This window comes from Streptomyces sp. NPDC031479 (assembly GCF_055581065.1).
Window position 1 is genome coordinate 153,318 of sequence record NZ_JBVIKC010000009.1, and the last position, 22,195, is coordinate 175,512.

Sequence of the window (22,195 nt, forward strand, 5' to 3'; positions counted from 1 at the left end):
GCACCGGAGGCTGCATCGTCATGCGGTTCCGTCCGCTCCCCTAGTCGTCCAGTGGTCGACCGCACACGTATCTGGCGGGACGTCAGATTCGGCTCGGCCCAGACATATCGTGCACGACAAACCCCCCAAACATGGGTTAATCGGACAACGCGGGCGCGGCTGGTCACGAGCACCGCCGCAGGTGGGGTAGAGTTTTCCCTGTCACCAAGCGCCGCTAGCTCAGTTGGTTAGAGCAGCTGACTCTTAATCAGCGGGTCCGGGGTTCGAGTCCCTGGCGGCGCACAGACAAGAAGAAGTCCCCCGCAGCGAAAGCTGCGGGGGACTTCTTCGTTTACTTCGGCGCGCCGGGCACGGCCCGGTCCGGGCGCTAGGCGGGTGCGGTCGGCTTGGTTCCGGCGCCCGTCAGGTAGGCGGAGACCACCACGTTCGCCGAGTACTGCCGGGCCGCCTTGTCGTAGGTGCCGCCGCAGGTGACCAGGCGCAGTTCGGCGCGGCCCTTGACCCGCGGCCCGTACGCCTTGTGCGGGTCGAAGCCCGCGCGCTCGTAGACCCGTACGTCCTCCACGGTGAACTCCGCGATCGTGCCGTCCGCCCGGGCCACGCGGATCTTCTCCCCCGGCCGCAGGGTGCTCAGGCCGAAGAACACGGCGGGCTTGGACCTGGTGTCCACGTGTCCCACCATCAGCGCGGTCCCGGCCGCCCCGGGCGCGGGGCCCGCGCCCCACCAGCCGACCGTTCCGGGGAGCTCGTACGGCGGCGGCTCGACCGCCCCGTCGGCGTCCAGGCCCCGCGCGATCACCGGCGCCTGGACGCCCATGGCCGGTACGTCGATCCGCGCGGGCATCGCCGCCGACAGCGGTACCCGTGGGGCCGGCAGGCCCGGCCCCACCGGCCCGCCGGCCCCGCCGGGCGCGGCGGCGGGCGGGACCCCTGTGATCTCCTTGCCCCACACCCACAGCACGAGGACCAGCACCGACCAGGCGGCGAAGGTCAGCAGCCGGCCCCCCGGGGAGGCCTTGGCCTCGCTCATTCGCCGTTGCGGCGGCGGCGCAGGGTCAGTGCCCGCCCGGCGACCGCCAGGCTGGCGGCCGCGGCCAGCACGGCGCCGATGACGGTCTGCGACAGTCCGGGCCCGTCCCCGCCGTGGCTCTTCTTGGTGGCCGCGGCGAGCCGGGTGGTCTCGGCGACCTGGGCGGCCATCCCGCCGCCGCCCGCGTGGACGGGCCAGACCGGCGAGTGGTGGGGGTCGGGGCGGTGGTCGCGCTCGCGGATCTCGATGGAGCCGCGCAGACCGTCGTCGCGACCGTCGTCGCGACCGCCGTCGCCGTCACGACCGCCGTCGCGGCCCGCGCACTTCACCTTGATCTCGTGCCAGCCGGGCCGGGCGTGGGAGCTGATCATCGTCTCGCCGTAGAGGGTGCGGCGTTCGTCGCGGCCGGACGTCAGGTGGGCCTCGGAGACGAAGACCGGGGAGAGGGCGATCGCCCGGTCGCCGTCACAGCCACGGACGCGGATCTTGACCTGCGCCCCCGGTTCGGCCGGATTCGGGTCCGCCGAGACGCCGCCGCGGTCCCACTCGTTCGCGAGCGCGGCTGGGACGGTCACGGCGGTGCTCGCCGTCAGGACGACGGCCACCCCGGCGACACGGAGTGCGATCAGAGAACTGCGCATGGTGAACCTCCTCGACAAGGAGATTCACGCGCGACGCGCCGCTCCGCATCCGGAGCGGCGCTCTCTTGGCCCGTATGTGTCAGCCGTTCGCACCAACGGACCGCGCGACGGCCCTAAACCAGGTCCACCAGGTCGGCGATGGAGTCCACCGTCTTCGTCGGGCGGTACGGGAACTTCTCGGTGTCCTCGACCGAGGTCAGGCCGGTCAGCACGAGGAAGGTCTGCATGCCCGCCTCCAGCCCGGCCAGGACGTCGGTGTCCATCCGGTCGCCGATCATCGCGCTGCTCTCGGAGTGCGCGCCGATGGCGTTCAGGCCCGTGCGCATCATCAGCGGGTTGGGCTTGCCCGCGAAGTACGGCTGCTTGCCGGTCGCCTTGGTGATCAGCGCGGCGACCGCACCCGTGGCCGGGAGCGGGCCCTCGGTGGAGGGACCGGTCTCGTCGGGGTTGGTGCAGATGAAGCGGGCGCCGGCGTTGATCAGCCGGACGGCCTTGGTCATGGCCTCGAAGCTGTACGTGCGGGTCTCGCCGAGGACCACGTAGTCGGGCTGGTGGTCGGTGAGGATGTAGCCGATGTCGTGGAGCGCGGTGGTCAGGCCCGCCTCGCCGATGACGTACGCCGTACCGCCCGGCCGCTGGTCGTCGAGGAACTTGGCGGTGGCCAGCGCCGAGGTCCAGATGTTCTCGACGGGCACGTCCAGACCCATGCGGCTCAGCCGGGCCTGGAGGTCGCGCGGGGTGTAGATGGAGTTGTTCGTCAGCACCAGGAAGGGCTTGCCCGACTCGCGCAGCCGCTTGATGAAGGCATCCGCGCCGGGGATCGGGGTGCCCTCGTGGATGAGGACCCCGTCCATGTCGGTGAGCCAGGATTCGATCGGCTTGCGCTCTGCCACGGGACTGTTCTCCGCTCTGCGGGGCCTCTGACCTCGGGGGCCTCTGGTCTGTACCACCCTAGCGGCCGGGGGCCGTGGACGCGGAGGGCGTCCACGGCCCGGACGGCCGTCCCGCGGTGCGGGCCCGGGCGGGTCAGCCCAGGGTCACGTCGTCGACGGTCCAGAACCAGTTGTTGGTGCCGCTGTAGCGGAAGCGGACCTGGACGTCGGTGGCGCCGGCCGGGACCTGGAGGGCGATGGACTCGCCCTTGGCCACGGCGTCGGCGGTGTAGTTCTTCACGACGGTCGCGGCGCCGCCGTTGTAGGAGACGAGGACCTGTGCGGTCTGGCCGGCCTCGTGGCGGTAGTGCGTCTGGAAGGCGAGGGTGCGCGTGGTGCCGCCGGTGACCGCCCACTTGGGGGTGACGAGGGTGGAGTCGAAGGTGCCGGTGTGGCTCTTGTCGTCGGAGTCGGCGACGGCGAAGACGTCACGGGAGCGGACGTTCAGCTCGCGCCACTGGTCCCGCTGCGACTGGCTCCAGAACTCGTCGGTGGCGAAGGCCCATCCGGCCCACTCGGTGACGCCGCCGCTGCCCATCTTCGAGTTGTCGACCGACCAGCCGGCGGGCGGGGTGTGCGTGAAGCCCTTGGTGGCGGCCGGGATGCCGGTCTCGTCCACGCGGGCCTGGAGGCCCGGGCGCAGGGTGTCGAAGGGGTCGCTGCCGGGGCTGGTCAGCGGGACGCCGTCGGTCCCGGCGGCGGTGACCCCGACCTGGGCGAGCGCGGTGGCGGCGACGTCGACGAGCTTGACGTCGGTGCGGACCGAACCGGCGGGGATGCCGGCGCCCTTGGCGATGACGAAGGTGCCGCGCTCCTGGAGGGTGGAGCCGCCGTGGCCGCCCGCGTCGGTGTGGCCGTGGTCGGTGGTCACCAGGACCTTCCAGTTCTCCTGGGCGTAGGTCGGGCGGTTCTGGACGGCGGTGAGGAGCTTGCCGACCAGGGTGTCCACGCGGCCGATGGCGTTCAGGTACTCCTGGCCGGCGGCGCCGGAGGTGTGGCCCGCGTGGTCGATCTCGCCGAGGTAGACGAAGGCGGCGTCCGGGTTCTGGTTCTGGAGCTCGGCGGCGGCAGCGGCGGCGATCTTCGGGTCCTCGCTGCCGTAGCCGTCGCGGTCGCCCTTGAGGCTGAGGCGCTTGTCGACCTCGGCGGAGAAGATCGGGCCGTTCTGGTCGGTGGAGGCGATGGGTTCCCAGTCGGCGGCGGCGTAGGTGTTGAGCGCCGGCTTGGCGTTCTCGATGCGGGTCAGGAAGTCCGGGTAGGCGCCGTAGTTCTTGCCGGTGAAGGAGTTGTCCTTGACGCCGTGCTTGTCGGGCCAGACGCCGGTGGCGATGGTGGACCAGCCGGGGCCGGAGGAGGTGGCGGCCATCGGGCTCGCGTAGAGGGTGCTGCGGGCGGTGAGGCCCTGGGCCATCAGCCCTTGCAGGTTGGGGGCGTTGGCGGCCTTGACGCGGTCGAGGACCGTACCGTCGATGCCGATCACGAGCACCTTGTCGGTGGTGGCGGCGGCCTTGGGGACTGCGGCGGTCTTGGGGGCCGCGGCGGCCTCGGCGGCGGCGGCCTCGGCCGCGGCCTTGGGGGTGGCGGGGGGCTGCGGGGCGGCGAGGGCGGTGGTGGCGCCGAGGGCGGTGGCGAGCAGGGCCGTGGCGGTGGCGGCCACGGCGAGGGTCCGTCCGGACAGGACAGGGGACACGTACTCCTCCAGGAGCAAGTGGGCAGACGGGGGCGCGGAGCGTGGCGCTGAGCGGTGCGGGGGTGCCGGGCGGTGCAGGGGTGCAGGGGTGCAGAGGTGCTGGGGTGCAGAGGTGCAGGGGTGCTGGGCGGCGCGGGAGTGCCGGGCGGTGCGGCGCGGTGGTGGTGCGGGGCCGCTCGGTGGTGCGGAGGGGCGGGCGCGCGGAGGGTCCGGGCCGAGGGGCCTCGTGGGCACCTTCGGTCCAGACCCGTTATGCGCTCGTCACTCTTCCGGTCGTGGGTGACCGGGAGGTGTCGGATCAGCTGCCGGTCGCCGACTTCCACGCGTCGACGTAGCCGGTGAGGTTCTTGTCGATGTCGGCCCAGTCCGGCTCGAAGACCTCGACCCCACCCATGATCTTGGTGAGTTCGACGGCGTTGGCGTCGGTCGGCTTCACGTCCGTACGGGCCGGGAAGCCTCCGCCGACCTCGCTGACCAGCTTCTGGGCGTCCTCGGAGAGCAGGTAGTCGAGGAGCTTCTTGCCGTTCTCGGTGTGCGGGGCCTTGTCGACGAGTCCGGCCGCGTACGGGAGGGCGAAGGTGGTGGGCTTGCCGCCGTCCTTGGCGGGGAACCAGATGCCGAGGTTCGGCATGGACTTGGACTGCGCGAAGTTCATCTGGACGTCGCCGTTCGCGACGAGCAGCTCGCCCTTGTCGGTCTTGGGCGCGAGCTTGCTGGTGGAGGAGGACGGGCCGACGTTGTTGGCCTGGAGCTTCTTGAGGTACTCCATCGCCGGCTCCTTGCCGCCGAAGTCGTGCATGGCCTTGATCAGTACGGCCGTGCCGTCGCCCGCGACACCCGGGGTGGAGTACTGCAGCTTGCCCTTGTACTTGCCGTCCAGCAGCTCCTCCCAGGTCTTGGGGGCCGCGGTCAGTTCCTTCTTGTCGTAGACGAACCCGAAGTAGTTGTTGACGACGGAGGTCCACTTGCCGTCGGCGGACTTGTCCCCGCCGTTGACCTTGTCGGAGCCCTGCGGCTCGTACGCCTGGAGGAGGCCCTTGCCGTCGGCCTGCTGGATGAAGGGGGGCAGGGTGACGAGCACGTCGGCCTGGGTGTTGGTCTTCTCGCGGACGGCGCGCTGCACCATCTCGCCGGACCCGCCCTCGACGTACTTGACCTCGATGCCGGTCTTCTTGGTGAACTCGGCGAAGACCTTGTCGTACCAGCCGTCGCCCTTGTCGCCCTTGAGGCCGTCGGCGCTGTAGACGGTGACGACCTTCTCGCCACCCTTGGAGCCGGCGGTCGCGGCGCCGCCGCAGGCGGTGAGGCAGACGGCGAGGGCGAGGCTGCCCGTGACGGAGGCGGTGACGCGGAGCAGGAGCTTGCTGGGCATGGAACTTCCTTACGGGGAAAGGGAGTCGGCGGGGGTGGGGCGGGCGGGGATCAGCGGTAGGAGGCCCTGGTGCGGACGCGGGAGACGGCCGGCAGCACCAGGAGGGTGGTCGCCATCAGCACCACGGCCACGGCGGAACCGCCGAAGAGCGAGCCGCGGTCGGTGGCGGTGAACACGCGGACCGGGAGGGGCATCCAGTCCGGCGGGTAGAGCATCATCGTGGCGCTCAGCTCGCCCATGGAGAGGGCGAAGCAGAGCCCGGCGGCCGCGGTGAGGGACGGCAGCAGGAGCGGGAGCCTGACCCGCCACAGCACGTGGGCGGGGCTGGCCCCGAGGGAGGCCGCCGCCTGTTCGTACGCGGGGTCGAGACGAACGATGGCGGCCGAAACCGACTGGTAGGCGAACGCCGTGACAAGGATCGTGTGCGCCAGGATGACGATGGAGGCGGTGCCGTTGAGGAGCACCGGCGGCCTGCTGAAGGCGACGAGGACGGCGAGGCCGACCACCACGGAGGGCACGGCGACCGGCAGCATGAACAGGGCGTCCAGGCAGCGCTTCCCGCGCTTCCTCAGCCCGGCGGCGGCCAGCGCGGCCCAGGTGCCGACGGTGAGCGCGAGCAGGCTGGCGGTCACCGCGGTGACCAGGGAGGTGGTCAGGGCCTGGAGGGATTCGCCCCGGACGGCGGACGCGTAGTTCGCGGTGGTCGGGCCGGAGGGGAAGGCGCCGGACCAGTGGGTGGCGAAGGAGGCGGCCACCACCACGAGGAGGGGCAGGGCGAAGAGGGGCAGGAAGAGGAGGCCGAACAGGCCCCACGCGGCCCAGCGGCCGCCCTTGCTATGCACCAGCACGCTTGCCCACCACCCGGTAGAGGCCGAACAGGCCGACGGAAATCGCGATGTTGACGACGGCGACCACGCAGGCGGCCGCGTAGTCGGATTCGAGGATCGCCTTGCCGTAGATGAGCATCGGGAGGGTCGTGACGTCCTTGGCTCCGGTGAACAGGACGATCCCGAACTCGTTGAGGCACATGACGAGGACGAGACTGCCGCCCGCCGCGAGGGCGGGGAGGGACTCGGGGAGGATCACCTGCCGGACGATCCGGGCGGGGCGGGCGCCGAGGCCGGCGGCCGCCTCCAGCTGTGCGGTGTCCAGCTGGGAGAAGGCGGCGAGCAGCGGGCGCATCACGAAGGGCGTGAAGTACGTGATCTCCGCGAGCAGGACGCCCCAGGGGGTGCTGAGGAAGTGGAAGGGACCGTCGCCGACGCCGAAGAGGTCGGTCCAGACCCCGTTGGCCATGCCGGCCGTTCCGTAGATGAAGAGGAGGGCGAGGGTGATGAGGAAGGAGGGGAAGGAGAGGAAGACGTCGATGAACCTGGCGACGGCCTTGGCTCCGGGGAAGGGCACGAAGGCGATGATCAGCGCGAGCGTGAAGCCGAGCAGGAGGCAGCCGGCGGTGGCGCCCACGGCCAGCCAGACGGTGGTGCCGAGCGCTTCGCGGAACGATGCGGAGGCGAAGACGGAGGCGTACGCGTCGAGGGCGCCGCCGCCGTTCTCGGGGGTGAAGGACTGCCGCACGACCAGCGCGAGGGGATAGAGGAACACCAGCGCGAGTACGGCCACAGGAGGCAGCGCCCAGGCGGCGCGCCCGATCCCCCGCCGGGCCGCTCCCCGGGGCACCGGCGGTGCCGGTGCCCCGGCCGCGTGCGGGGCACTGCGGGGGGCGCCCGGACCGGACTGCCCCGTCGGGGCCGGGGTTCGCGCGGTGGCTCGCCGCGAGGCGTCAGGCATCGCAGACCCCCGCCGCCAGCAGCACCCCGTCGCGGGGTTCGAAGTGCAGGGTCACCTCGTCGCCCAGGGCCGGGGTCTCCCGCAGCTCGGGGAGGTCCGCCTTGACGCGGTGGCCGTCCACGTCGACGTAGAGCCGGTGCGTCGAGCCCCGCCACTGCACCTCGGCGATCGTGCCGCGCAGGGCGTTCGGCCCCTCGCCGAGCCCGAGCAGGTGCGGGCGTACGCACAGGGTGGCCGTGGAGCCCGGCGCGGCGCGGCCCGGGTCGAGGGCCAGCGTGCGGCCCGCGAAGACCGCGCCGCCGTCGGCCACCGTCACCGGGAGCAGGTTCGCGTTGCCGACGAAGGACGCCGTGAACTCGGTGCGCGGCGCCCGGTACAGCTGTTGCGGGGTGCCGCAGTCCTGGAGCCGGGCCCGGTCCATGACGGCGATCCGGTCGGCCAGGGTGAGCGCCTCGACCTGGTCGTGGGTGACGTAGAGGATGGACACCTCGGGCAGTTCGCGGTGCAGCCGGGCCAGTTCCGCCAGCATCCCGGAGCGCAGCTGGGCGTCGAGGGCGGAGAGGGGCTCGTCCAGGAGGAGGACCCGGGGGCGGATGGCGAGGGCGCGGGCGATGGCCACGCGCTGCTGCTGCCCGCCGGAGAGTTCCCGGGGGTAGCGCTTGGCGTAGGCGCCCATCCCGGTCATCTCCAGGGCCTCGGCGACCCGGGCGGGGATCTCCGCCCTGGGGGCCTTCCGGGCCCGCAGGCCGAAGGCCACGTTGTCCTCGACCCGCATGTGCGGGAAGAGCGCGTACTGCTGGACGACCATGCCGATGCCGCGCTTGTGCGGCGGCAGGGCGGTGACGTCCCGGCCGCCGATCAGGATCCGCCCGGAGCGCGGCCGTACGAAGCCGGCGACCGCGCGCAGCGCCGTGGTCTTGCCGGAGCCGGAGGGGCCCAGCAGGGCCATGACCTCGCCGGGTTCGACGGTCAGGTCGAGGGAGTCCAGGACGGTGGTGCCGTCGTAGGCGACCGAGACGGAGTCGAAGCGGATGCCGCTCACACCGGCTCCTCGTCGAGCGGCGCGAGCAGGGCGGGCAGTTCGGCGATGGTGGCGAGGACGTGGGTGGCGCCGGCCCCGGTCAGCGCGGCGCGGTCGTGGGCGCCGGTGAGGACGCCGGCCACGATGCCCGCTCCGGCGCGGTTGCCGCTGAGCACGTCGTAGGCCGTGTCCCCGGCGACGGCCATGTGGCGTACGTCGGCCACGGCGCCGGTGCGCAGGAAGGCGGTCAGCGCCATGTCCGGGTAGGGGCGGCCGCGGCCGCCCGCGTCGGCGGGGCAGAGGGTGAGGTCGGCGAGGTCCCGCCAGCCGAGGGCGTCGAGGATGGCGTCCTGGGTGACGCGGGCGAAGCCGGTGGTCAGGACGACGGTGCGGCCGTCGGCGCGGAGCTTCTCGATGGTCTCGCGGGCGCCGGGGAGCGGGGCGACGAGGCCGCCGTCGACGAGTTCTCCGTAGGCCTGCTCGAAGGCGGAGTTGGCGCGCCGGGCGAGTTCCTCCGTGCCGAAGAGGTGGCGGAAGACGGAGATCTTCGACTCGCCCATGGTGTCGCGCACGTACTGGAGCTTGACGGCGTGGTCGGCGCTGCCGGGCTCGACGCCGAGGTGCCCCGCGGCGTGCTCGAAGGCGCGCTCGACGAGGCCGCCGTCGGCGACGGTGGTGCCGGCCATGTCGAGGACGATCAGGTTCCTGGCGTGGGTGCGGTCGGTCACGGTGTTCACCAGCCCAGTTCGTTCGCGGTGGTCTCGGCTATGGCGGGCGAGCAGGTCATGCCGCGTCCGCCGGGTCCGGTCACCAGCCAGACGCCGTCGCCCACCTGCTGGCGGTGGACGACGCGGCCGGTGTCGGTGCACTGGGCGTACACGCCCGCCCAGCGGTGCCTGACCCGCGGCAGCGGGCGGCCGAGGAAGGCCTCGACCACCCCGGTGAGGTGCTCGTAGGGGTCTTCGAGGGTGTCGAACGCGAACGGGTGCTCGTACTCGTGGGTGTCGCCGATGGTCAGTCCGCCGTCCAGGCGCTGGACCATGAGCAGTTGCATCCTGTGCGCGGCGGCGACCGGCGCCTGTTCCTGTTCGGCGTTGAGGGCGTCGAGGGCGGGGGACGCGTAGGCCGGGTAGTAGCGGAAGCTGTCGGCGTCCGCGACGGAGGTGGTGAGCCGCTCGCCGAGCGGGGCGGTCTGCATCATCTGGAGGCGGACGCGGCGTACGGGCAGGTCGGGGGCGAGTTCGCGGACCAGGCCGGACAGCCAGGCGCCGGTGGCGAGGACGACGGCGTCGCCGCGGTGGACGTCGCCGTGGTCGTCGCGGACGGCGCCGGGGCCGGTGACCTCGCGGACCTCGCGTCCGGGGAGGAAGGTGTAGCGGCCGGAGGCGCGCAGGGCGTCGCGCAGGTGGAGCTGGGCGGTGCGCGGTTCGACGGCCGCGTCGCGCTCGCACCACAGGGCGGCCTCGAAGTCGCCGCGCAGGGCCGGGTTGATCTCCCGGGCCTCGGCGGCGGTGACCAGTCGGTAGCCGCGGGCGGCGGCGTCGGGGCGGGCCACGGCCGCCTCGGCGACGGCGCGTTCACGGGCGTTGCGGACGGGGGTGAGGGAGCCGATGGCACGGAAACCCAGGCCGGGCACCTGCGCGCCGATCCGCTCCCAGAGCTCGCGGGCCCGCAGGGCGGTGTCGAGTTCCTCGCCCCCGGCCCGGCCGCTGACCCAGATCTGGCCGAAATTGCGTAGTGACGCGCCGCGAGCCTCGGCCTCGCGCTCGATCTGGACGACCTCGTGGCCGCGTTGGACTGCTTGCCAGGCGTGCATGGTGCCGACCACGCCGCCTCCGACGACTATGACTCTCACGTCGACCAAGGTGGTGGGGGCCCGTGTCCCGGGGAGGTCGGTCCGGCGACGGGCCGGTGAACAGCCCTCGACGCTTGGACTAGACCCGTTATCGTTCCGTGATCTGAATAGGTCCTGTTTGGGGAGATTGGGATAGTTTCCCGGGGGCTATTCGGGCCGCAGGCGGGTCGTGAAGCTGAACCGGTCACCACGGTAGAGCGAACGCACCCGCTCCAGCGGACGTCCCTCCCGGTCCCGCGAGAAGCGGTGGATGAGCAGCATCGGAAGCGCGGGCGGGGTGCCGATGAGCAGGGCCTCGCGGGGGGTGGCGAGCACCGTCTCCAGCTTCTCGTCGGCGTCCCCGAAGGCGATGCCGAGGCGGTCGTGGAGGTATCCGTAGAAGGAGGAGTCCGGCTGGAAATCGACGTCGAGGCGGGGCGCGCGCGAGACCCGTACGTACGTGCTCTCCAGCCCGACGCGCTCGTCGTCGGCGAGCAGCACGCGCTCCAGGTGCCAGACGGGCTCGCCGGCCTCGGCGCCGATCCCGCGGGCGAGTTCGGGCGGGCAGGGGAAGCGCTCCAGACCGATCAGGTGGCGGCCGGGGCGGCGGCCCTGGCGGCGCACGCCCTCGGTGTAGCTGGCGAGCGAGAGGGGCTGCTCCAGCTTGGGGCCGGCGACCACGGTGCCACGCCCGGAACGGCGGAGCCGGCCCTCCAGCAGCAGCTCGCGCAGGGCCTGGCGGACCGTTTCCCGGGACACCTCGTAGCGCTCGGCGAGATCGCGCTCAGTGGGGAGCGTCCCGCCTTCGCCGAGCTCGTCGAGCAGGTCGGCGACCTGGGCCTTGACGGCGTAGTACTTGGGGACGCGACCGTGCTCGGGGATGCCGGAGCGGACGGGCGAGCCGGGGCGGTGGGCCGGGTACGGGGTCTGTTCTTCCACGGTCGGACTGTACGTGGGGCAGGTGTACGGGGATCGGCGCGTGGGAGGGTGAGGCCCCGCGCGGGGGGCCGGGCCGCTCAGCGGTCCCGGCGTTGCCTGGATTCGGGAGCGGCGGTCGGCACGTGGGTGGCGGGCGTCCCGTGGGGCGCACGCAGACGGCGGGGTTCACGGGGGGAGCGCAGGCGGCGGGCGCCGAGCAGGAGTCCGGCTCCGGCGAGGAGCGCGGCGACGGCCCCGGCACCGTAGATCCACTCCCGGGGGCCGGTGTGGGCGAGGGAGCCGGCCTCGACGGGGTCCTCGTCCTGCGGCCCCCGCACCGAGAAGCGGTACCCGCCGGCCTCGCCGACCCAGTCGCCGTCGTCGCCATGCTCGCCCTTGCGCTGGACCAGGGCGGCGTCGGCGAGGACATCGCCGTGGGGGGCGTCGGGGGCGAAGGCGAGCCGCACCTTGACGGTCGTGGTGCCGCCCGCCGGGACGGAGAAGCCGGCGAACGCGTCGCCGCCGCCGTCGAAGACGGCGATGGTCTCGTCGCGGTCGCTGCGCTCCAGGCTGACGGGGTGGGTGCCGCCGGGCGCGTCGAACTCCATCCGCAGGTGGGCGGGGCGCAGGGCCCGGGCGGTGTCCGTGAACACGATGACGGGATGGATGGCGGTGCACACGCTGCCCGTGCTGTTGGTCAGGTCCAGCAGCCAGGTCTGCGGCTCGGCGCCGGCCCGGTAGACGGGCGGGCCGCCGCGGATGCGGGCGCCGATGGGGAAGGCGCTGCTCTTGCCGTCCCCGCAGCTGGCCTGGATGCGGGAGGGCGGCGCGGGCGCGGGGCGGGCGGCGCTGCCGCCGCCGGTACCGACGTCGGCGGCAGCGGTGGGCGCGCCGGCGGCAGCGGTGGGTGCGCCGGCGGCGAGGAGCAGGGCGGCCATGGCGGTGACGGCCGCCACGGCGGTCTTGGCACCCGGGGGGAGGGCCGTGCGCAGTCGCTGTCCCATGGAAGACCTTCGCTGCTAGCCGGACGGGATGATGATCGGACGAGGCGACAATCACCCCGGCCCTGCCCGCACCCTCCCACGCGTGCGAAATCCCCTTCACACCGCCGCGCCCGAGCCCTCCCGGTTTACGCCCGAACGGCGGCGACGGTCAACCCGCCCGCCTCGACGGGGCCTCCCTGGCGGGTGGGGTGGGGTGCGGTGCGGTGGGGCGGGATGCGGTGGTGTCCGGGACGTAGAACGTGATGCGCTGGCGTGGGGTACCGGCCGGCAGGGCCGGCTCGGAGGGGGCGCGATACATCATGCGGTCCGGGACGACACCCCACTCGGGGGCGCCCCGACCCGGGGCACCCCCGGCCCCGCCTGGCCCCGCCTGGCCCCGGGCGGGGCTGCGTAGCGCGGACTCGGCCCCGGACCCGGGCGGGTCTGCGCAGCCGGGACTGTGCCCCGGACCCGGCCCCGAACCCCACTCCGGACGCCTCCGCCCGGCGCTGGTCGCCGCGGGCACGGCGGCCCGCCCGGGGTCAGGCGTGACCGAAGAGCGGGGCCAGTGCCAGTGCCGCGGCGCCCTCCGCCACCCCCGCCGCCGCACGTTCGACCGGCGGCGCGTCACCCGTCGGCGCCCGGGCCGCCAGGACGGCCCGGACCCCCTCCACGAACACTTCCGGATCGGCGGCCACGACCCGGCCGCCCAGCAGCACCCGGTCCACGTCCAGGAGCGCCACCAGGTTCGCGGCCCCCTCCCCCAGCAGCCGCGCGGCCCCCGTGAGGTCGCCGCGGGCCACCGCGTCCAGGCAGAGCACCTCCAGGCAGCCCCGTCCCCCGCACCGGCACGGCGGCCCGTCCAGCCGCAGCACCTGATGGCCGAACTCCCCCGCCGCCGAGCGCGTGCCCCGGTACACCGCGCCGTCGAGCCGGAGTCCCGCTCCGAGTCCGGTCCCGACATGCAGGTACACGCAGGAGCCGGTCCCGCCGGGTCCCCCGGCCGCCGCGACCGCCGCGTTGGTGTCCTTGTCCAGCGCCACCGGCAGCCCCAGCCGCGCCTCCAGCACCTCCCGCATCGGGTACCCCGCCCAGTCAGGGAACCCCGTCACCGGGCCCAGGACCCCGCTCCGCCAGTCCAACGGCCCGGGCGCGGCCACCCCGACCCCGACCGGCGGCGCGGCCGGCCCGCGGGCGCGGACCCGTACGACCGCCGCCAGGACCGCCTCCACGACGAGGTCCGGGCCCGCCCCGAAGTCCAGCGGTCCGCTCCACTCGTCGACGACGCCGCCCGCGAGGTCGACCCGTACCGCCCGGATCCGGTCGCGGTCCAGGTGGACCCCCACCGCGTACCGGGCCTGCGGAACGAGCCGCAGCAGCGTGCGGGGTTTGCCGCCGGTGGAGGCGCCGCGGCCGGCCTCGGCCACCAGGCCCTCCGCGGCGAGGCGAGCGGTGATCTTGCTGACGGCCTGCGGGGTGAGGCCCGTACGGACGGCGAGTTCGGCGCGGCCCAGGCCCGGCGCCCCCGCCGAACGCAGCAGGTCCAGCAGCAGCGCGTCGTTGTGCCCGCGCAGGGCCGGCAGGTTCGCCCCGCCGCGCCCGCCGCGCCCGCCACGCCCGCCCGCGCGGTCGCCGTCGCCCCCGCCGCCGCCCCCGCTGACGTTGCCCTTGCCCCTGTTCACCCGCCCATTGTCCACCCTCCTTGCACTTACGCAACGCTGTTGCCAAAGTGGAGTCATGAACACCGCCCCCACCAGCCCCACCGCCCCGCTGCGGGTCGCACTCATCGGCTACGGACTCGCCGGCTCCGTCTTCCACGCCCCGCTGGTGTCCGCGACCGAGGGCCTCGTCCTCGACACGGTCGTCACCTCCGACCCCGGCCGTCAGGCCCAGGTCCGCGAGGCCCACCCCGACGTCCGCGTCGCGGCCTCCGCCACCGAGCTGTGGGACCGCGCCGGCGAGAACTCCCCCGCCCCCGGCCTGGTCGTCATCGCCTCCCCCAACAAGACCCACGTCCCGATGGCCACGGCCGCGCTCACCGCCGGCATCCCGGTGGTCGTGGACAAGCCGCTCGCGGCCACCGCCGCCGAGGCCCGGGAGCTCGCCGCGCTGGCCGACCGGACCGGCACCTTCCTGTCCGTCTTCCAGAACCGCCGCTGGGACAACGACTTCCTGACCGTGCGCCGCCTCCTCGCCGACGGCGAACTCGGCGAGGTCCAGCGCTTCGAGTCCCGCTTCGAGCGCTGGCGCCCGCAGCTCAAGGGCGGCTGGCGCGAATCCGGCGCCCCGGAGGAGATCGGCGGGCTGCTGTACGACCTCGGCAGCCACGTCGTGGACCAGGCGCTGGTGCTGTTCGGCCCGGCCGTACGCGTCTACGCGGAAGCCGACCTGCGCCGCCCGGGCGCCGAGACCGACGACGACACGTTCATCGCGATCACCCACGCGAACGGCGTCCGCTCGCACCTCTACGTCAGCGCGACCACCGCCCAGCTCGGCCCGCGCTTCCGCGTCCTCGGCTCCCGGGCCGGCTACGTGAAGTACGGCCTGGACCCGCAGGAGGCCGCCCTGCGCGAGGGGATGCGCCCCGACCGGCCCGCCGACGGCGCGCTGTGGGGCGAGGAGCCGCCGCACCTGTGGGGGCGGCTCGGCTCCGGCGAGTCCCCGCTGACCGGCGGCGGGATCCCGGTGCCGACCGAGCACGGCGACTACCCGGCGTACTACGCGGCGGTCGCGCGGGCCCTGCGCACGGGCGGCCCGGCCCCGGTCACGGCGCACGAGGCGGCGCGGTGCCTGGAGGTACTGGAGGCGGCGCGCAGGTCCTCCCGCGACGGGGTGGCGGTGGACATCGCCGCCTGACGACCTGCCGGCCCCTGCCCCACGGCGTGGCGCGGCGCGGCGTGGCGGACGGCCCGCGCACACGGAAGGGCGGGGCCGCCACCGGCGGCCCCGCCCCTCGTCCCCCGTCGGCGCTACGCGGCCTTGAACTCCTGGCGCTGGCGCCCGAGGCCCCCGATCTCCACCTCCACGACGTCACCGGCCCGCAGGAACGGCTTCGGCTCCGGCCGGCCCGCGGCCACACCGGCCGGCGTGCCGGTGACGATCACGTCGCCCGGGTACAGGGTCATGAAGTGGCTCAGGTACCGCACGACCTCGCCGACCGGGAAGATCTGGTCGGAGGTGTGACCGTCCTGCTTGAGCTCGCCGTTCACCCACAGCCGCACGTCCAGCGCCTGCGGGTCCGGGACCTCGTCGGCGGTGACCAGCCAGGGGCCGAGCGGGGTGAAGGTCTCGCAGTTCTTGCCCTTGTCCCAGGTGCCGCCCCGCTCGTTCTGGAAGGCGCGCTCGGTGACGTCGTTCGCCAGCACGTAGCCGCCGACGTGCGCGAGCCCCTCCGCCGCGGAGTCCAGGTAGCGGGCCGTGGCGCCGATGACGACGCCGAGCTCGGCCTCCCAGTCGGTCTTCACGCTGCCGCGCGGGATCAGCACGGTGTCGTCCGGGCCGACCACGGTGTCCGGGGACTTGAGGAAGACGATGGGCTCCGGCGGAGCCTGCGCGCCGACCTCGGCCGCGTGCCCGTGGTAGTTCAGCCCGATGCCCACGATCTTGCCGATCCGGCCGACCGGGGAGCCGACGCGCAGCCCTTCGGCGTCCAGCTCCGCGAGCTCGCCGGCCGCCGCGGCGTCCCGTACGCGGGACAGTACGGAGTCGTCGGCGAGCAGGGCCCCGTCCACATCCGTGATCAGGCCGGACAGGTCGCGCAGGGTCCCGTCCTGGTCGAGCAGCGCGGGGCGCTCCGATCCGGCGGGTCCGACACGCAGCAGCTTCATGGACATTCTCCCGTGGTCGAGGGTGGTCGGCCCATGGGCATGCCCCGGGCCGGACGATGGGTTGCGGCCATCGGAGGATTGGTCGATCCTCCAAGATGACCGACCAATCTGCAAGACCCTGTTCACAGACTGGAACGCCCACCCCTCCAGCGCCCGCCCCGGACCGCCGGCCGGGGCGGCTATCCCGCGGCCCGGCCCGCCGCCGCCACCTCTCCGCCCGGCCGGGCGGCCCGGTCCTTGCGGTGCTGCAGCCAGGCCCGCTCCGCGACGGACCACGCCGTGGTGGTCAGCAGGTACAGCCCGGCCGCCAGCGGCACCACGGCGGCCGTGATCAGCGTCCCGAACGCCAGCAGGGGCAGTACGCCGCCCAGCTTGCGCATCGCGGCCTGCTGCTCGGCACTCAGCGCGGCCGGCGCCCCGGCGCGACCCGCGCCGAACCCCGCCCCGGCCCCGCGCGGACCACCCTTCACCCCGCGCGAACCGCCCTTGCCCCCGCCGGGCACGGCCTTCCCCACGCCGGGCACGGCCTTGCCCCCGCGCGGACCGGCCACCGGCAGGACCGGCACCGCGGGCGCGGCCGCGGCGGCCCGCCGCCCGCGCACCGCGCTCCACGCGGCCACCACCCCGACTGCGGCGAACAGCCCCAGGAACACCAGCCCCTGCGGCCCGAACGGACCGCCCTCCCCGAGGGCATCGGCCCACCGGGATCCGAGCGGAGCGGCGAACAGCCGGTGCCCCAGCAGCTCGTTGGCCGCGCCGGCCACCTCCGAGGAGGAGAACGCCCGGTACATCACGAAGAACACCGGCAGCTGCAGCAGCGTCGGCAGGCAGCCGGCCACGGGCGTCGCCCCGCGGAAGGCGGCACGGCTCAGGGGGTGCAGGGCGAGCCGTACGAGCACGGTGAACAGCACGATCGCGGCAGCGGTCGCGGACTCGGCCAGTACCGGCTCCATGAGCCGGCCCAGCTCGGCAACAAGATGGGTGAAAACGGACACGCGGGCCCTCCGAGGGGTCTCGTCGAACGTCGAAGAAGGTGCATTTCGGCGCGACGACCCGCGAGGGGCGACGACAGTGATCAGTGAGCAGAAGGCGAGGGAAGTACTGCGCGCCCCTACGCGGCCGTCAGGACGGGACGGCCCGGAGCCCTGGGCCGCGACCGGCCCGAGGCGTCGGGATCGCGCTGCGGCAGGAAGGCCGTGCGCTGCTCGCGATCACGGATCGCGGTGCGTATTCGGTGCGGCGGCACGGACCGCACGAGGGAGGCCGCCAGCGCGGCGGCCCCGACGGCCACGGCCGCGGCCAGCGCGACCACGGCTGCGGCCAGGGCGTTCTCCCCCGACATCAGGCCGAGGATCCCGCCGAACACCAGCAGGGCGGCGAGCAGGGCACCCGCCCGCGAGGAGACCAGGAAGGACAGCAGGGGCCGCGCGTCGGCTCGTCGGGACATCCGGACCGCCCCCTCCCCTTCCACGAGCCCCGAACTCCCTTACGAGACCGGGTACTCACGACCGATCCTAACGGGCCCCACCGACAACGGCGCCGCTAGGACCTGAGCGTGCCCCAGACCACCAGCCGGTACTTGGAGGTGTACTCGGGCGTGCACGTCGTCAGCGTGATGTACGAACCCGCCTCCGCGTAACCGGCGTCGGGCCGGACCGTGCTGTGCGGCACGGGCGCGATCACCCCGGTGTCCCGCTCGGTGGTCTCGTTCAGCACCTTGCCCACCACGTACGTGTACCGCCGCCCCCGGACGTCGACGAGCAGCTCGTCGCCCGCCCGGAGCCGGTTGATGTAGCGGAAGGGCTCCCCGTGCGTGTTGCGGTGCCCGGCCAGCGCGAAGTTCCCCGCCGCCCCGGGCTGCGCGGTCCCCGGGTAGTGGCCGACGTAGCCCTTGTCCAGCACGGTCCGCTTGTCGACGCCCTGGGCCACGGGCACGGTCAGGCCGAGGCGCGGAACGCGCAGCACGGCGTACGCCTCCTCGCGCGCCGGAGCCGGAGCCGAAGCCGGCGCGGACCGCTCGCCGCCCCCCGCCGACCGGCCGGGCACCGGAACACTCCCGCGCCCGGCACCGGGCCCGCCCGACGCCCCCTCGACCACGGGCACGTCCGACACGTCCCCGTCACCCCCGCCCGCATCCGCACCCGCACCCTCACCCTCACCCTCACCGACATCCGCCCCACCCCCCGGGCCGGGCTGCCGCGCTCCCCCCGCACCCCAGGCGTGCTCCAGCTCCCGCACCTGCTCCTGGGCGGCCGCGACGGCCTGGCGGTTCGTCCACCACACCTGGTGCACCACCAGCAGCGCCACCACCACGCCCACCGTGGTGATCGCCTCGGCACCCACCCACAGCAGCCGCGCGAGAGCGCCCCGGCGCCCCCGCCGGCCGCCCCCCTGCACCACCACACGCACGCGATCCCGCACGGCCCGCACCTTAAGACCTCCCCCCTCAACTGACCAGCGGCAGTACGGTGTGAACCATGCGCCCCGACACGCCTGCCGAGCACATCGCCGAAGCCGAGCGCCTCATCCGCACGGCGACCCGCTATCCCGAGGACCAGGAGCCCTTGCTCCTCCAGGCCGCGGCCCACCTCGAACTGGGCGACGCACGCGAGCGGGCGAGCACCCTCTACGACCAACTCCTGGCCGACGCACCCGCGAACCCGCACCTCATCAAGGCCCTGCAGGCCGCGAACCTCTGGGAGTACGGCCACGAGGCCGAGGCCCGCGCCCTGATCTCGGGCATCCGCGCCGCCGCCCCCGCGGACCCGGCGCCCTGGGAGGTGATCGCGGAAGCCCTGGAGGCCCACGACGAGCTGGAGGCCTCGCACGAGTGCTTCACCGAGGCGGCCACCCTCCTCACCTCGGAGGACACCCCCCTCACCCGCTCCACCGCGGCCCTCCTCACCGGCCGCCACCGCGTACGCCGCCTCCTCGGACTCCCGCACGACGACTGGGACATGGTCGCCGACACCCGCCACTCGGGCCCGATCCCCCTCGACGAACTCCACGACCCGAAGCGCATCTGGGCCCTGGGCTCCGACGACCCGGCGGAACTGCGCGCCGAGATCGCCCGCCTGCGCGCCGAACTGGGCGACCGCCGCGCCGCCCTCTCGCGCCCCTTCCCGGTGGCGATCCTCCACTGGCCCCAGCGCGAGCTCGCGGAACTCGTCGCCTCCTACCCCACGCTCGCGGCGGAGTACCCGTCCCACGCGGCCCACCTCGCAGCCACCGAGGCCTCGCTGCGCGCCCTGGCCGCCTCGGGCACCACCAACCTCGGCATCGTCACGGGCAGCGTCCCCTCCTACGAGGCCTTCGCCGCCTCGGAGAAGACCTCCCCGGCCTCCCCCTCCCTCCTGGCGGAATACGCCACCACCCTCGCGGCCCGCGGCAAGGCCACCCCCTGGCCCCCCACCCCCACCACCCCCTGCTGGTGCACCTCGGGCAAGCCCTACGCGGAATGCCACGGGGACACCTCCGGAGCGTCCGGCGGGTGAGCAGGGGACGCCTCGTACTGCTTGGGCCGGGGGAAACTTGCGCCAACACTGACGCGGAACAGCACGTCCTGCGCACCCCCGCTGAGGACGACGGTCTGCAGGCCGTCCTCAGCGGGCTGCGCCCGTTCGACGTCGCGGGGCTCTACACCGGTGCGATCGCCAACGCGATCGACTACGTCCTCGACGGAGCCCGGACCGGGCGGTACGACCTGCTGTCCCGAGACGTCCACCCCGGCGAGAAGGCATCGGTGGGAGCCAAACTGGAGTACGAAGTGCTCCGTTCCTTCAGCCTCCCGAAAGAACCTCCGCTCGACACGCTGATCGCGGGCGTACCGGTGGACTTCAAGGCCACGGTCGGCGCGAACTGGGCCATCCCGGCCGAGGCTCACTGTCAGCTCTGCATCTGCACGCAGATACAGCTCGGCCGGGGCCGGCACAGGTCCTGGCTCGTGCGCGCGCACCGTTCCTGGCTCTACCGGGGTTCGGGAAACCGGGACGGAAAGCGGGGGCTGGCCGTGCACGCCCGTGAACACTGGAGCGTGCCGCTGTACGACTGGACTCCCCTGCCGGTCAACCCACTGACGCTCCTCACACCAGAACAGGCCAGCCGGGTACTCGCCAAGCGGCCGGGTCAGGAACGCCGGTTCGCGATGATGTTCAATTACCTTGAGGGGCTCGTGGTCCCGCGCAGCGTGATCACCACAGTCGGGGCGGGCCATCACGACCCTCTGCGACGAGCGCGCAACATCAGGAAGAGCCTCGCGCGCGAGGGGCTGACACTGCTCTGCGGAAAGTTCCCCGAGCAGCGGGACCTCGCGGCAGCCCACAAGATCACGCTTGGGCCGGAGGACTGGGTCGCCTTGCGGACGGAAGGAGACCAGGACGATGCCGGATGAGAGTTCCTGGCAGCCCCCCGAGGGTTCCTGGGCGTCCTCGGCTGCCCGCCGCCGCAACATGCAGGCGATCCGGAGCCGTGACACGAAGCCCGAGCTCGTCATCAGGCGCCTGGTTCACGCCAGAGGTCTGCGCTACCGCATCGCCGCCCGCCCTCTGCCCGGTCTGCGCAGAACGGCCGACCTGGTCTTCCGGCCGGCGAAAGTAGCAGTGTTCATCGACGGGTGCTATTGGCACGGCTGCCCGGAACACTACGTGTCCCCGAAGACCAACCCGGGCTACTGGTCCGAGAAGGTGGCCCGGAACATGGCCAGGGACCGGGACACCGACCGGCAGCTCGAAGAGGCCGGCTGGCTCGTGCTCCGGTTCTGGGAGCACGAGCCGTCAGACGTCTGCGCTGCCGCGGTCGCCGCCGCCGTCCAGGAGCGCCGCGGCCACCCGCAGGCCCCAAGCTCCTAGCGCTGGCCCTCAGGACCGTCTTGCGGCTGGGGCCCGGCAGCACGGAGGACCTTGGCGATGGCTTCTCCGACGGCGCGCGCGACCGGGGGCGGGAAGGCATTGCCGACCTGCCGGTACTGAGCCGTCTTGCCCGGAAGACGGCCCTCGGACTTGTCCCCCTCGAAGTCCCACTCCGGGGGGAAGCCCTGGATGATCGCCGCCTGGGTGACGGTGAGCATGGGGCCCTCTTCCCGGAAGAGGTCCCGTTCCCAGCTCTCCTTGTTGAGGCAGTCCTGGGGAGAGTTGGCCACACCGAGCGCGTTGACTCCCAGCTTCCTCCACGCGGCCTTGGCACGGCTGGGACCGAGGTCCGCACCCCCGTGCTTCTTCGACCCGCCGACCAGGGTGGGGGCGACGCCGGTTTCCTTCTCGCGCCATGCGTCTAGCTTGCTCTGGGCCAGGCTTCCCACCGCGCCGCCCCGGGCGATGAAGGGCTTGTACCGCTCCTCCATCGTCTCCTCAAGGGCTTCACGGACGGTGGTGATCTCCGCGTCAGGCGTGGGCCACTGGAAATCCTGAACCGCGAGGAGCTCCCGCTGGATGGCGACGAGGATGGCGCGGGGGCGCAGCTGCGGGACGCCGAAATCGCTGGCCTCCAGGACCTGCCACCCGCACACCTTGTAGCCAGCGCCCTCGAAGGTCTGCCGTTCGCCGGTCTGTGGATGCTTGGCTTCGCCGCCCTCCAGGCGGGCCACGACCCAGTCCCGGTAGTCCTTGAACTTGTCGTCCTTGATGCCGCGGACGTTCTCGATCATGACGGCCTTGGGGCGGAGCTTGTCCACGAGCGTCAGCATCTCGGGGAAGAGGTCACGCTCGTCGTCCTTCCCCAGCTGCTTGCCCGCATGGGAAAACGGAGGACACGGAACGCCGCCCGCGAGGAGGTCGAGCTCCCCCTTTTTCAGCTGGTGCCCCCGCAGGTATTCGACAGGCTTTTCCAGCTGGATCTTCTCGCTGAATTCCTTGACATCACCTTCGATGACGTCGCAGTATTTTCGCTCGAATTCCCAGCCGTCGCGCTGAGCGACGTTGCGCCGCAGCGTGGCCGCGGCGTACCGGTCGATCTCGACGAGGGCAAGATGGCTGAAGCCGGCCTGGTGGAGGCCGATGGCTTGCCCTCCGGCTCCGGCGCAAATCTCAATCGAGGTCAGCGTGTGATCGCTGGCATCCATCGAGTCCTCCTGGTGTGGCAGATGCAGACAGGCCAGTGTCGCATCTGCCACTGACATCAACGTGCCACCCTCGGATCCCCAGGCCTGCCACATGCCCCATGGCT

At 73.3% G+C, this 22,195-nt stretch carries 22 protein-coding genes and 1 tRNA gene; 5 read left to right on the plus strand and 18 right to left on the minus strand.

Annotation, left to right across the window (positions count from 1 at the left end; all coding sequences use genetic code 11):
• Nucleotides 1-208: 208 nt before the first annotated feature.
• Nucleotides 209-282: transfer RNA gene (locus ACZ5D2_RS13295), tRNA-Lys, on the plus strand.
• Nucleotides 283-367: 85 nt separating this feature from the next.
• Here ACZ5D2_RS13295 and ACZ5D2_RS13300 read toward each other — a convergent pair.
• From ACZ5D2_RS13300 to ACZ5D2_RS13360, 13 genes are all read right to left on the minus strand, one after another.
• A complete protein-coding gene (locus ACZ5D2_RS13300; protein WP_371678412.1) occupies nucleotides 368-1,030 on the minus strand; it encodes a class F sortase in 663 nt (220 codons plus the stop codon).
• Nucleotides 1,027-1,671 (minus strand): hypothetical protein, encoded by a 645-nt coding sequence (locus tag ACZ5D2_RS13305; protein WP_468929016.1) that lies wholly within the window; start codon nucleotides 1,669-1,671, stop codon nucleotides 1,027-1,029. Before ACZ5D2_RS13305 ends, ACZ5D2_RS13300 begins: the two co-directional genes overlap by 4 nt.
• A 113-nt stretch (nucleotides 1,672-1,784) precedes the next feature.
• Complete coding sequence (locus tag ACZ5D2_RS13310; protein WP_285526357.1) at nucleotides 1,785-2,564, minus strand: HAD-IIA family hydrolase; 780 nt, start codon at nucleotides 2,562-2,564, stop codon at nucleotides 1,785-1,787.
• A gap of 133 nt (nucleotides 2,565-2,697) precedes the next feature.
• Nucleotides 2,698-4,293, minus strand: coding sequence for an alkaline phosphatase family protein (locus ACZ5D2_RS13315; RefSeq protein ID WP_371678410.1), 1,596 nt, complete (start codon nucleotides 4,291-4,293; stop codon nucleotides 2,698-2,700).
• 298 nt (nucleotides 4,294-4,591) lie between these two features.
• A complete protein-coding gene (locus ACZ5D2_RS13320) occupies nucleotides 4,592-5,665 on the minus strand; it encodes a 2-aminoethylphosphonate ABC transporter substrate-binding protein (RefSeq protein WP_371678409.1) in 1,074 nt (357 codons plus the stop codon).
• 50 nt (nucleotides 5,666-5,715) lie between these two features.
• Nucleotides 5,716-6,513, minus strand: a complete 798-nt coding sequence (locus ACZ5D2_RS13325; protein ID WP_371678408.1) for an ABC transporter permease — start codon at nucleotides 6,511-6,513, stop codon at nucleotides 5,716-5,718.
• On the minus strand, nucleotides 6,500-7,453 hold the full coding sequence (locus ACZ5D2_RS13330; RefSeq protein ID WP_371678407.1) for a 2-aminoethylphosphonate ABC transporter permease subunit: 954 nt from the start codon (nucleotides 7,451-7,453) through the stop codon (nucleotides 6,500-6,502). The genes ACZ5D2_RS13325 and ACZ5D2_RS13330 overlap by 14 nt, the downstream gene beginning before the upstream one ends.
• The gene (locus tag ACZ5D2_RS13335; RefSeq protein WP_371678406.1) at nucleotides 7,446-8,495 is read right to left on the minus strand and encodes an ABC transporter ATP-binding protein; all 1,050 of its coding nucleotides are present in this window, start codon (nucleotides 8,493-8,495) and stop codon (nucleotides 7,446-7,448) included. Before ACZ5D2_RS13335 ends, ACZ5D2_RS13330 begins: the two co-directional genes overlap by 8 nt.
• Nucleotides 8,492-9,211, minus strand: a complete 720-nt coding sequence (locus ACZ5D2_RS13340) for a phosphonatase-like hydrolase (RefSeq protein WP_371678405.1) — start codon at nucleotides 9,209-9,211, stop codon at nucleotides 8,492-8,494. The genes ACZ5D2_RS13335 and ACZ5D2_RS13340 overlap by 4 nt, the downstream gene beginning before the upstream one ends.
• The gene (locus ACZ5D2_RS13345) at nucleotides 9,208-10,329 is read right to left on the minus strand and encodes a TIGR03364 family FAD-dependent oxidoreductase (protein WP_371678404.1); all 1,122 of its coding nucleotides are present in this window, start codon (nucleotides 10,327-10,329) and stop codon (nucleotides 9,208-9,210) included. The genes ACZ5D2_RS13340 and ACZ5D2_RS13345 overlap by 4 nt, the downstream gene beginning before the upstream one ends.
• Nucleotides 10,330-10,476: 147 nt before the next feature.
• Complete coding sequence (locus tag ACZ5D2_RS13350) at nucleotides 10,477-11,247, minus strand: GntR family transcriptional regulator (protein WP_371678403.1); 771 nt, start codon at nucleotides 11,245-11,247, stop codon at nucleotides 10,477-10,479.
• Between the two features lie 77 nt (nucleotides 11,248-11,324).
• A complete protein-coding gene (locus ACZ5D2_RS13355; protein WP_371678402.1) occupies nucleotides 11,325-12,230 on the minus strand; it encodes a hypothetical protein in 906 nt (301 codons plus the stop codon).
• 521 nt (nucleotides 12,231-12,751) lie between these two features.
• Complete coding sequence (locus ACZ5D2_RS13360) at nucleotides 12,752-13,891, minus strand: ROK family transcriptional regulator (protein WP_371678401.1); 1,140 nt, start codon at nucleotides 13,889-13,891, stop codon at nucleotides 12,752-12,754.
• A 55-nt stretch (nucleotides 13,892-13,946) separates the two neighbouring features.
• Between ACZ5D2_RS13360 and ACZ5D2_RS13365 the strand changes: the two genes are divergently transcribed.
• On the plus strand, nucleotides 13,947-15,065 hold the full coding sequence (locus ACZ5D2_RS13365; protein WP_371678400.1) for a Gfo/Idh/MocA family oxidoreductase: 1,119 nt from the start codon (nucleotides 13,947-13,949) through the stop codon (nucleotides 15,063-15,065).
• A 113-nt stretch (nucleotides 15,066-15,178) separates the two neighbouring features.
• Here ACZ5D2_RS13365 and ACZ5D2_RS13370 read toward each other — a convergent pair whose 3' ends face one another.
• The 4 genes from ACZ5D2_RS13370 to ACZ5D2_RS13385 all read right to left on the minus strand — a co-directional run bounded on the left by ACZ5D2_RS13370 (nucleotide 15,179) and on the right by ACZ5D2_RS13385 (nucleotide 18,466).
• Nucleotides 15,179-16,036, minus strand: coding sequence for a fumarylacetoacetate hydrolase family protein (locus ACZ5D2_RS13370; protein ID WP_371678399.1), 858 nt, complete (start codon nucleotides 16,034-16,036; stop codon nucleotides 15,179-15,181).
• Between the two features lie 179 nt (nucleotides 16,037-16,215).
• Entirely contained in the window at nucleotides 16,216-17,031 is an 816-nt protein-coding gene (locus tag ACZ5D2_RS13375; RefSeq protein WP_371678398.1) for a hypothetical protein, read from the minus strand.
• Nucleotides 17,032-17,147: 116 nt separating this feature from the next.
• The gene (locus tag ACZ5D2_RS13380; protein WP_371678397.1) at nucleotides 17,148-17,483 is read right to left on the minus strand and encodes a DUF6412 domain-containing protein; all 336 of its coding nucleotides are present in this window, start codon (nucleotides 17,481-17,483) and stop codon (nucleotides 17,148-17,150) included.
• A gap of 95 nt (nucleotides 17,484-17,578) precedes the next feature.
• A complete protein-coding gene (locus tag ACZ5D2_RS13385; protein WP_468929023.1) occupies nucleotides 17,579-18,466 on the minus strand; it encodes a class E sortase in 888 nt (295 codons plus the stop codon).
• Nucleotides 18,467-18,513: 47 nt separating this feature from the next.
• On the opposite strand from ACZ5D2_RS13385, the gene ACZ5D2_RS13390 reads away from it, so the two are divergent.
• From ACZ5D2_RS13390 to ACZ5D2_RS13400, 3 genes are read left to right on the plus strand one after another with little or no spacing between them, the layout of a single operon-like run.
• The gene (locus ACZ5D2_RS13390) at nucleotides 18,514-19,530 is read left to right on the plus strand and encodes an SEC-C metal-binding domain-containing protein (protein ID WP_468929025.1); all 1,017 of its coding nucleotides are present in this window, start codon (nucleotides 18,514-18,516) and stop codon (nucleotides 19,528-19,530) included.
• Nucleotides 19,527-20,426, plus strand: a complete 900-nt coding sequence (locus ACZ5D2_RS13395) for a NaeI family type II restriction endonuclease (protein ID WP_468929027.1) — start codon at nucleotides 19,527-19,529, stop codon at nucleotides 20,424-20,426. Before ACZ5D2_RS13390 ends, ACZ5D2_RS13395 begins: the two co-directional genes overlap by 4 nt.
• Complete coding sequence (locus ACZ5D2_RS13400; protein WP_468929029.1) at nucleotides 20,416-20,883, plus strand: very short patch repair endonuclease; 468 nt, start codon at nucleotides 20,416-20,418, stop codon at nucleotides 20,881-20,883. The genes ACZ5D2_RS13395 and ACZ5D2_RS13400 overlap by 11 nt, the downstream gene beginning before the upstream one ends.
• On the opposite strand, the gene ACZ5D2_RS13405 is transcribed toward ACZ5D2_RS13400, so the two are convergent.
• A complete protein-coding gene (locus ACZ5D2_RS13405) occupies nucleotides 20,880-22,091 on the minus strand; it encodes a DNA cytosine methyltransferase (protein WP_468929031.1) in 1,212 nt (403 codons plus the stop codon). The two genes, ACZ5D2_RS13400 and ACZ5D2_RS13405, sit on opposite strands and share 4 nt — an antisense overlap.
• Nucleotides 22,092-22,195 lie beyond the last annotated feature (104 nt).

Coding starts and splice junctions, on each gene's coding strand:
- ACZ5D2_RS13300 (WP_371678412.1), bottom strand. CDS start 1,030: ATGAGCGAGGCCAAGGCCTCCCCGGGGGGCCGGCTGCTGACCTTCGCC.
- ACZ5D2_RS13305 (WP_468929016.1), bottom strand. CDS start 1,671: ATGCGCAGTTCTCTGATCGCACTCCGTGTCGCCGGGGTGGCCGTCGTC.
- ACZ5D2_RS13320 (WP_371678409.1), bottom strand. CDS start 5,665: ATGCCCAGCAAGCTCCTGCTCCGCGTCACCGCCTCCGTCACGGGCAGC.
- ACZ5D2_RS13330 (WP_371678407.1), bottom strand. CDS start 7,453: ATGCCTGACGCCTCGCGGCGAGCCACCGCGCGAACCCCGGCCCCGACG.
- ACZ5D2_RS13355 (WP_371678402.1), bottom strand. CDS start 12,230: ATGGGACAGCGACTGCGCACGGCCCTCCCCCCGGGTGCCAAGACCGCC.
- ACZ5D2_RS13365 (WP_371678400.1), top strand. CDS start 13,947: ATGAACACCGCCCCCACCAGCCCCACCGCCCCGCTGCGGGTCGCACTC.
- ACZ5D2_RS13370 (WP_371678399.1), bottom strand. CDS start 16,036: ATGAAGCTGCTGCGTGTCGGACCCGCCGGATCGGAGCGCCCCGCGCTG.
- ACZ5D2_RS13380 (WP_371678397.1), bottom strand. CDS start 17,483: ATGTCCCGACGAGCCGACGCGCGGCCCCTGCTGTCCTTCCTGGTCTCC.
- ACZ5D2_RS13390 (WP_468929025.1), top strand. CDS start 18,514: ATGCGCCCCGACACGCCTGCCGAGCACATCGCCGAAGCCGAGCGCCTC.
- ACZ5D2_RS13400 (WP_468929029.1), top strand. CDS start 20,416: ATGCCGGATGAGAGTTCCTGGCAGCCCCCCGAGGGTTCCTGGGCGTCC.
- ACZ5D2_RS13405 (WP_468929031.1), bottom strand. CDS start 22,091: ATGGATGCCAGCGATCACACGCTGACCTCGATTGAGATTTGCGCCGGA.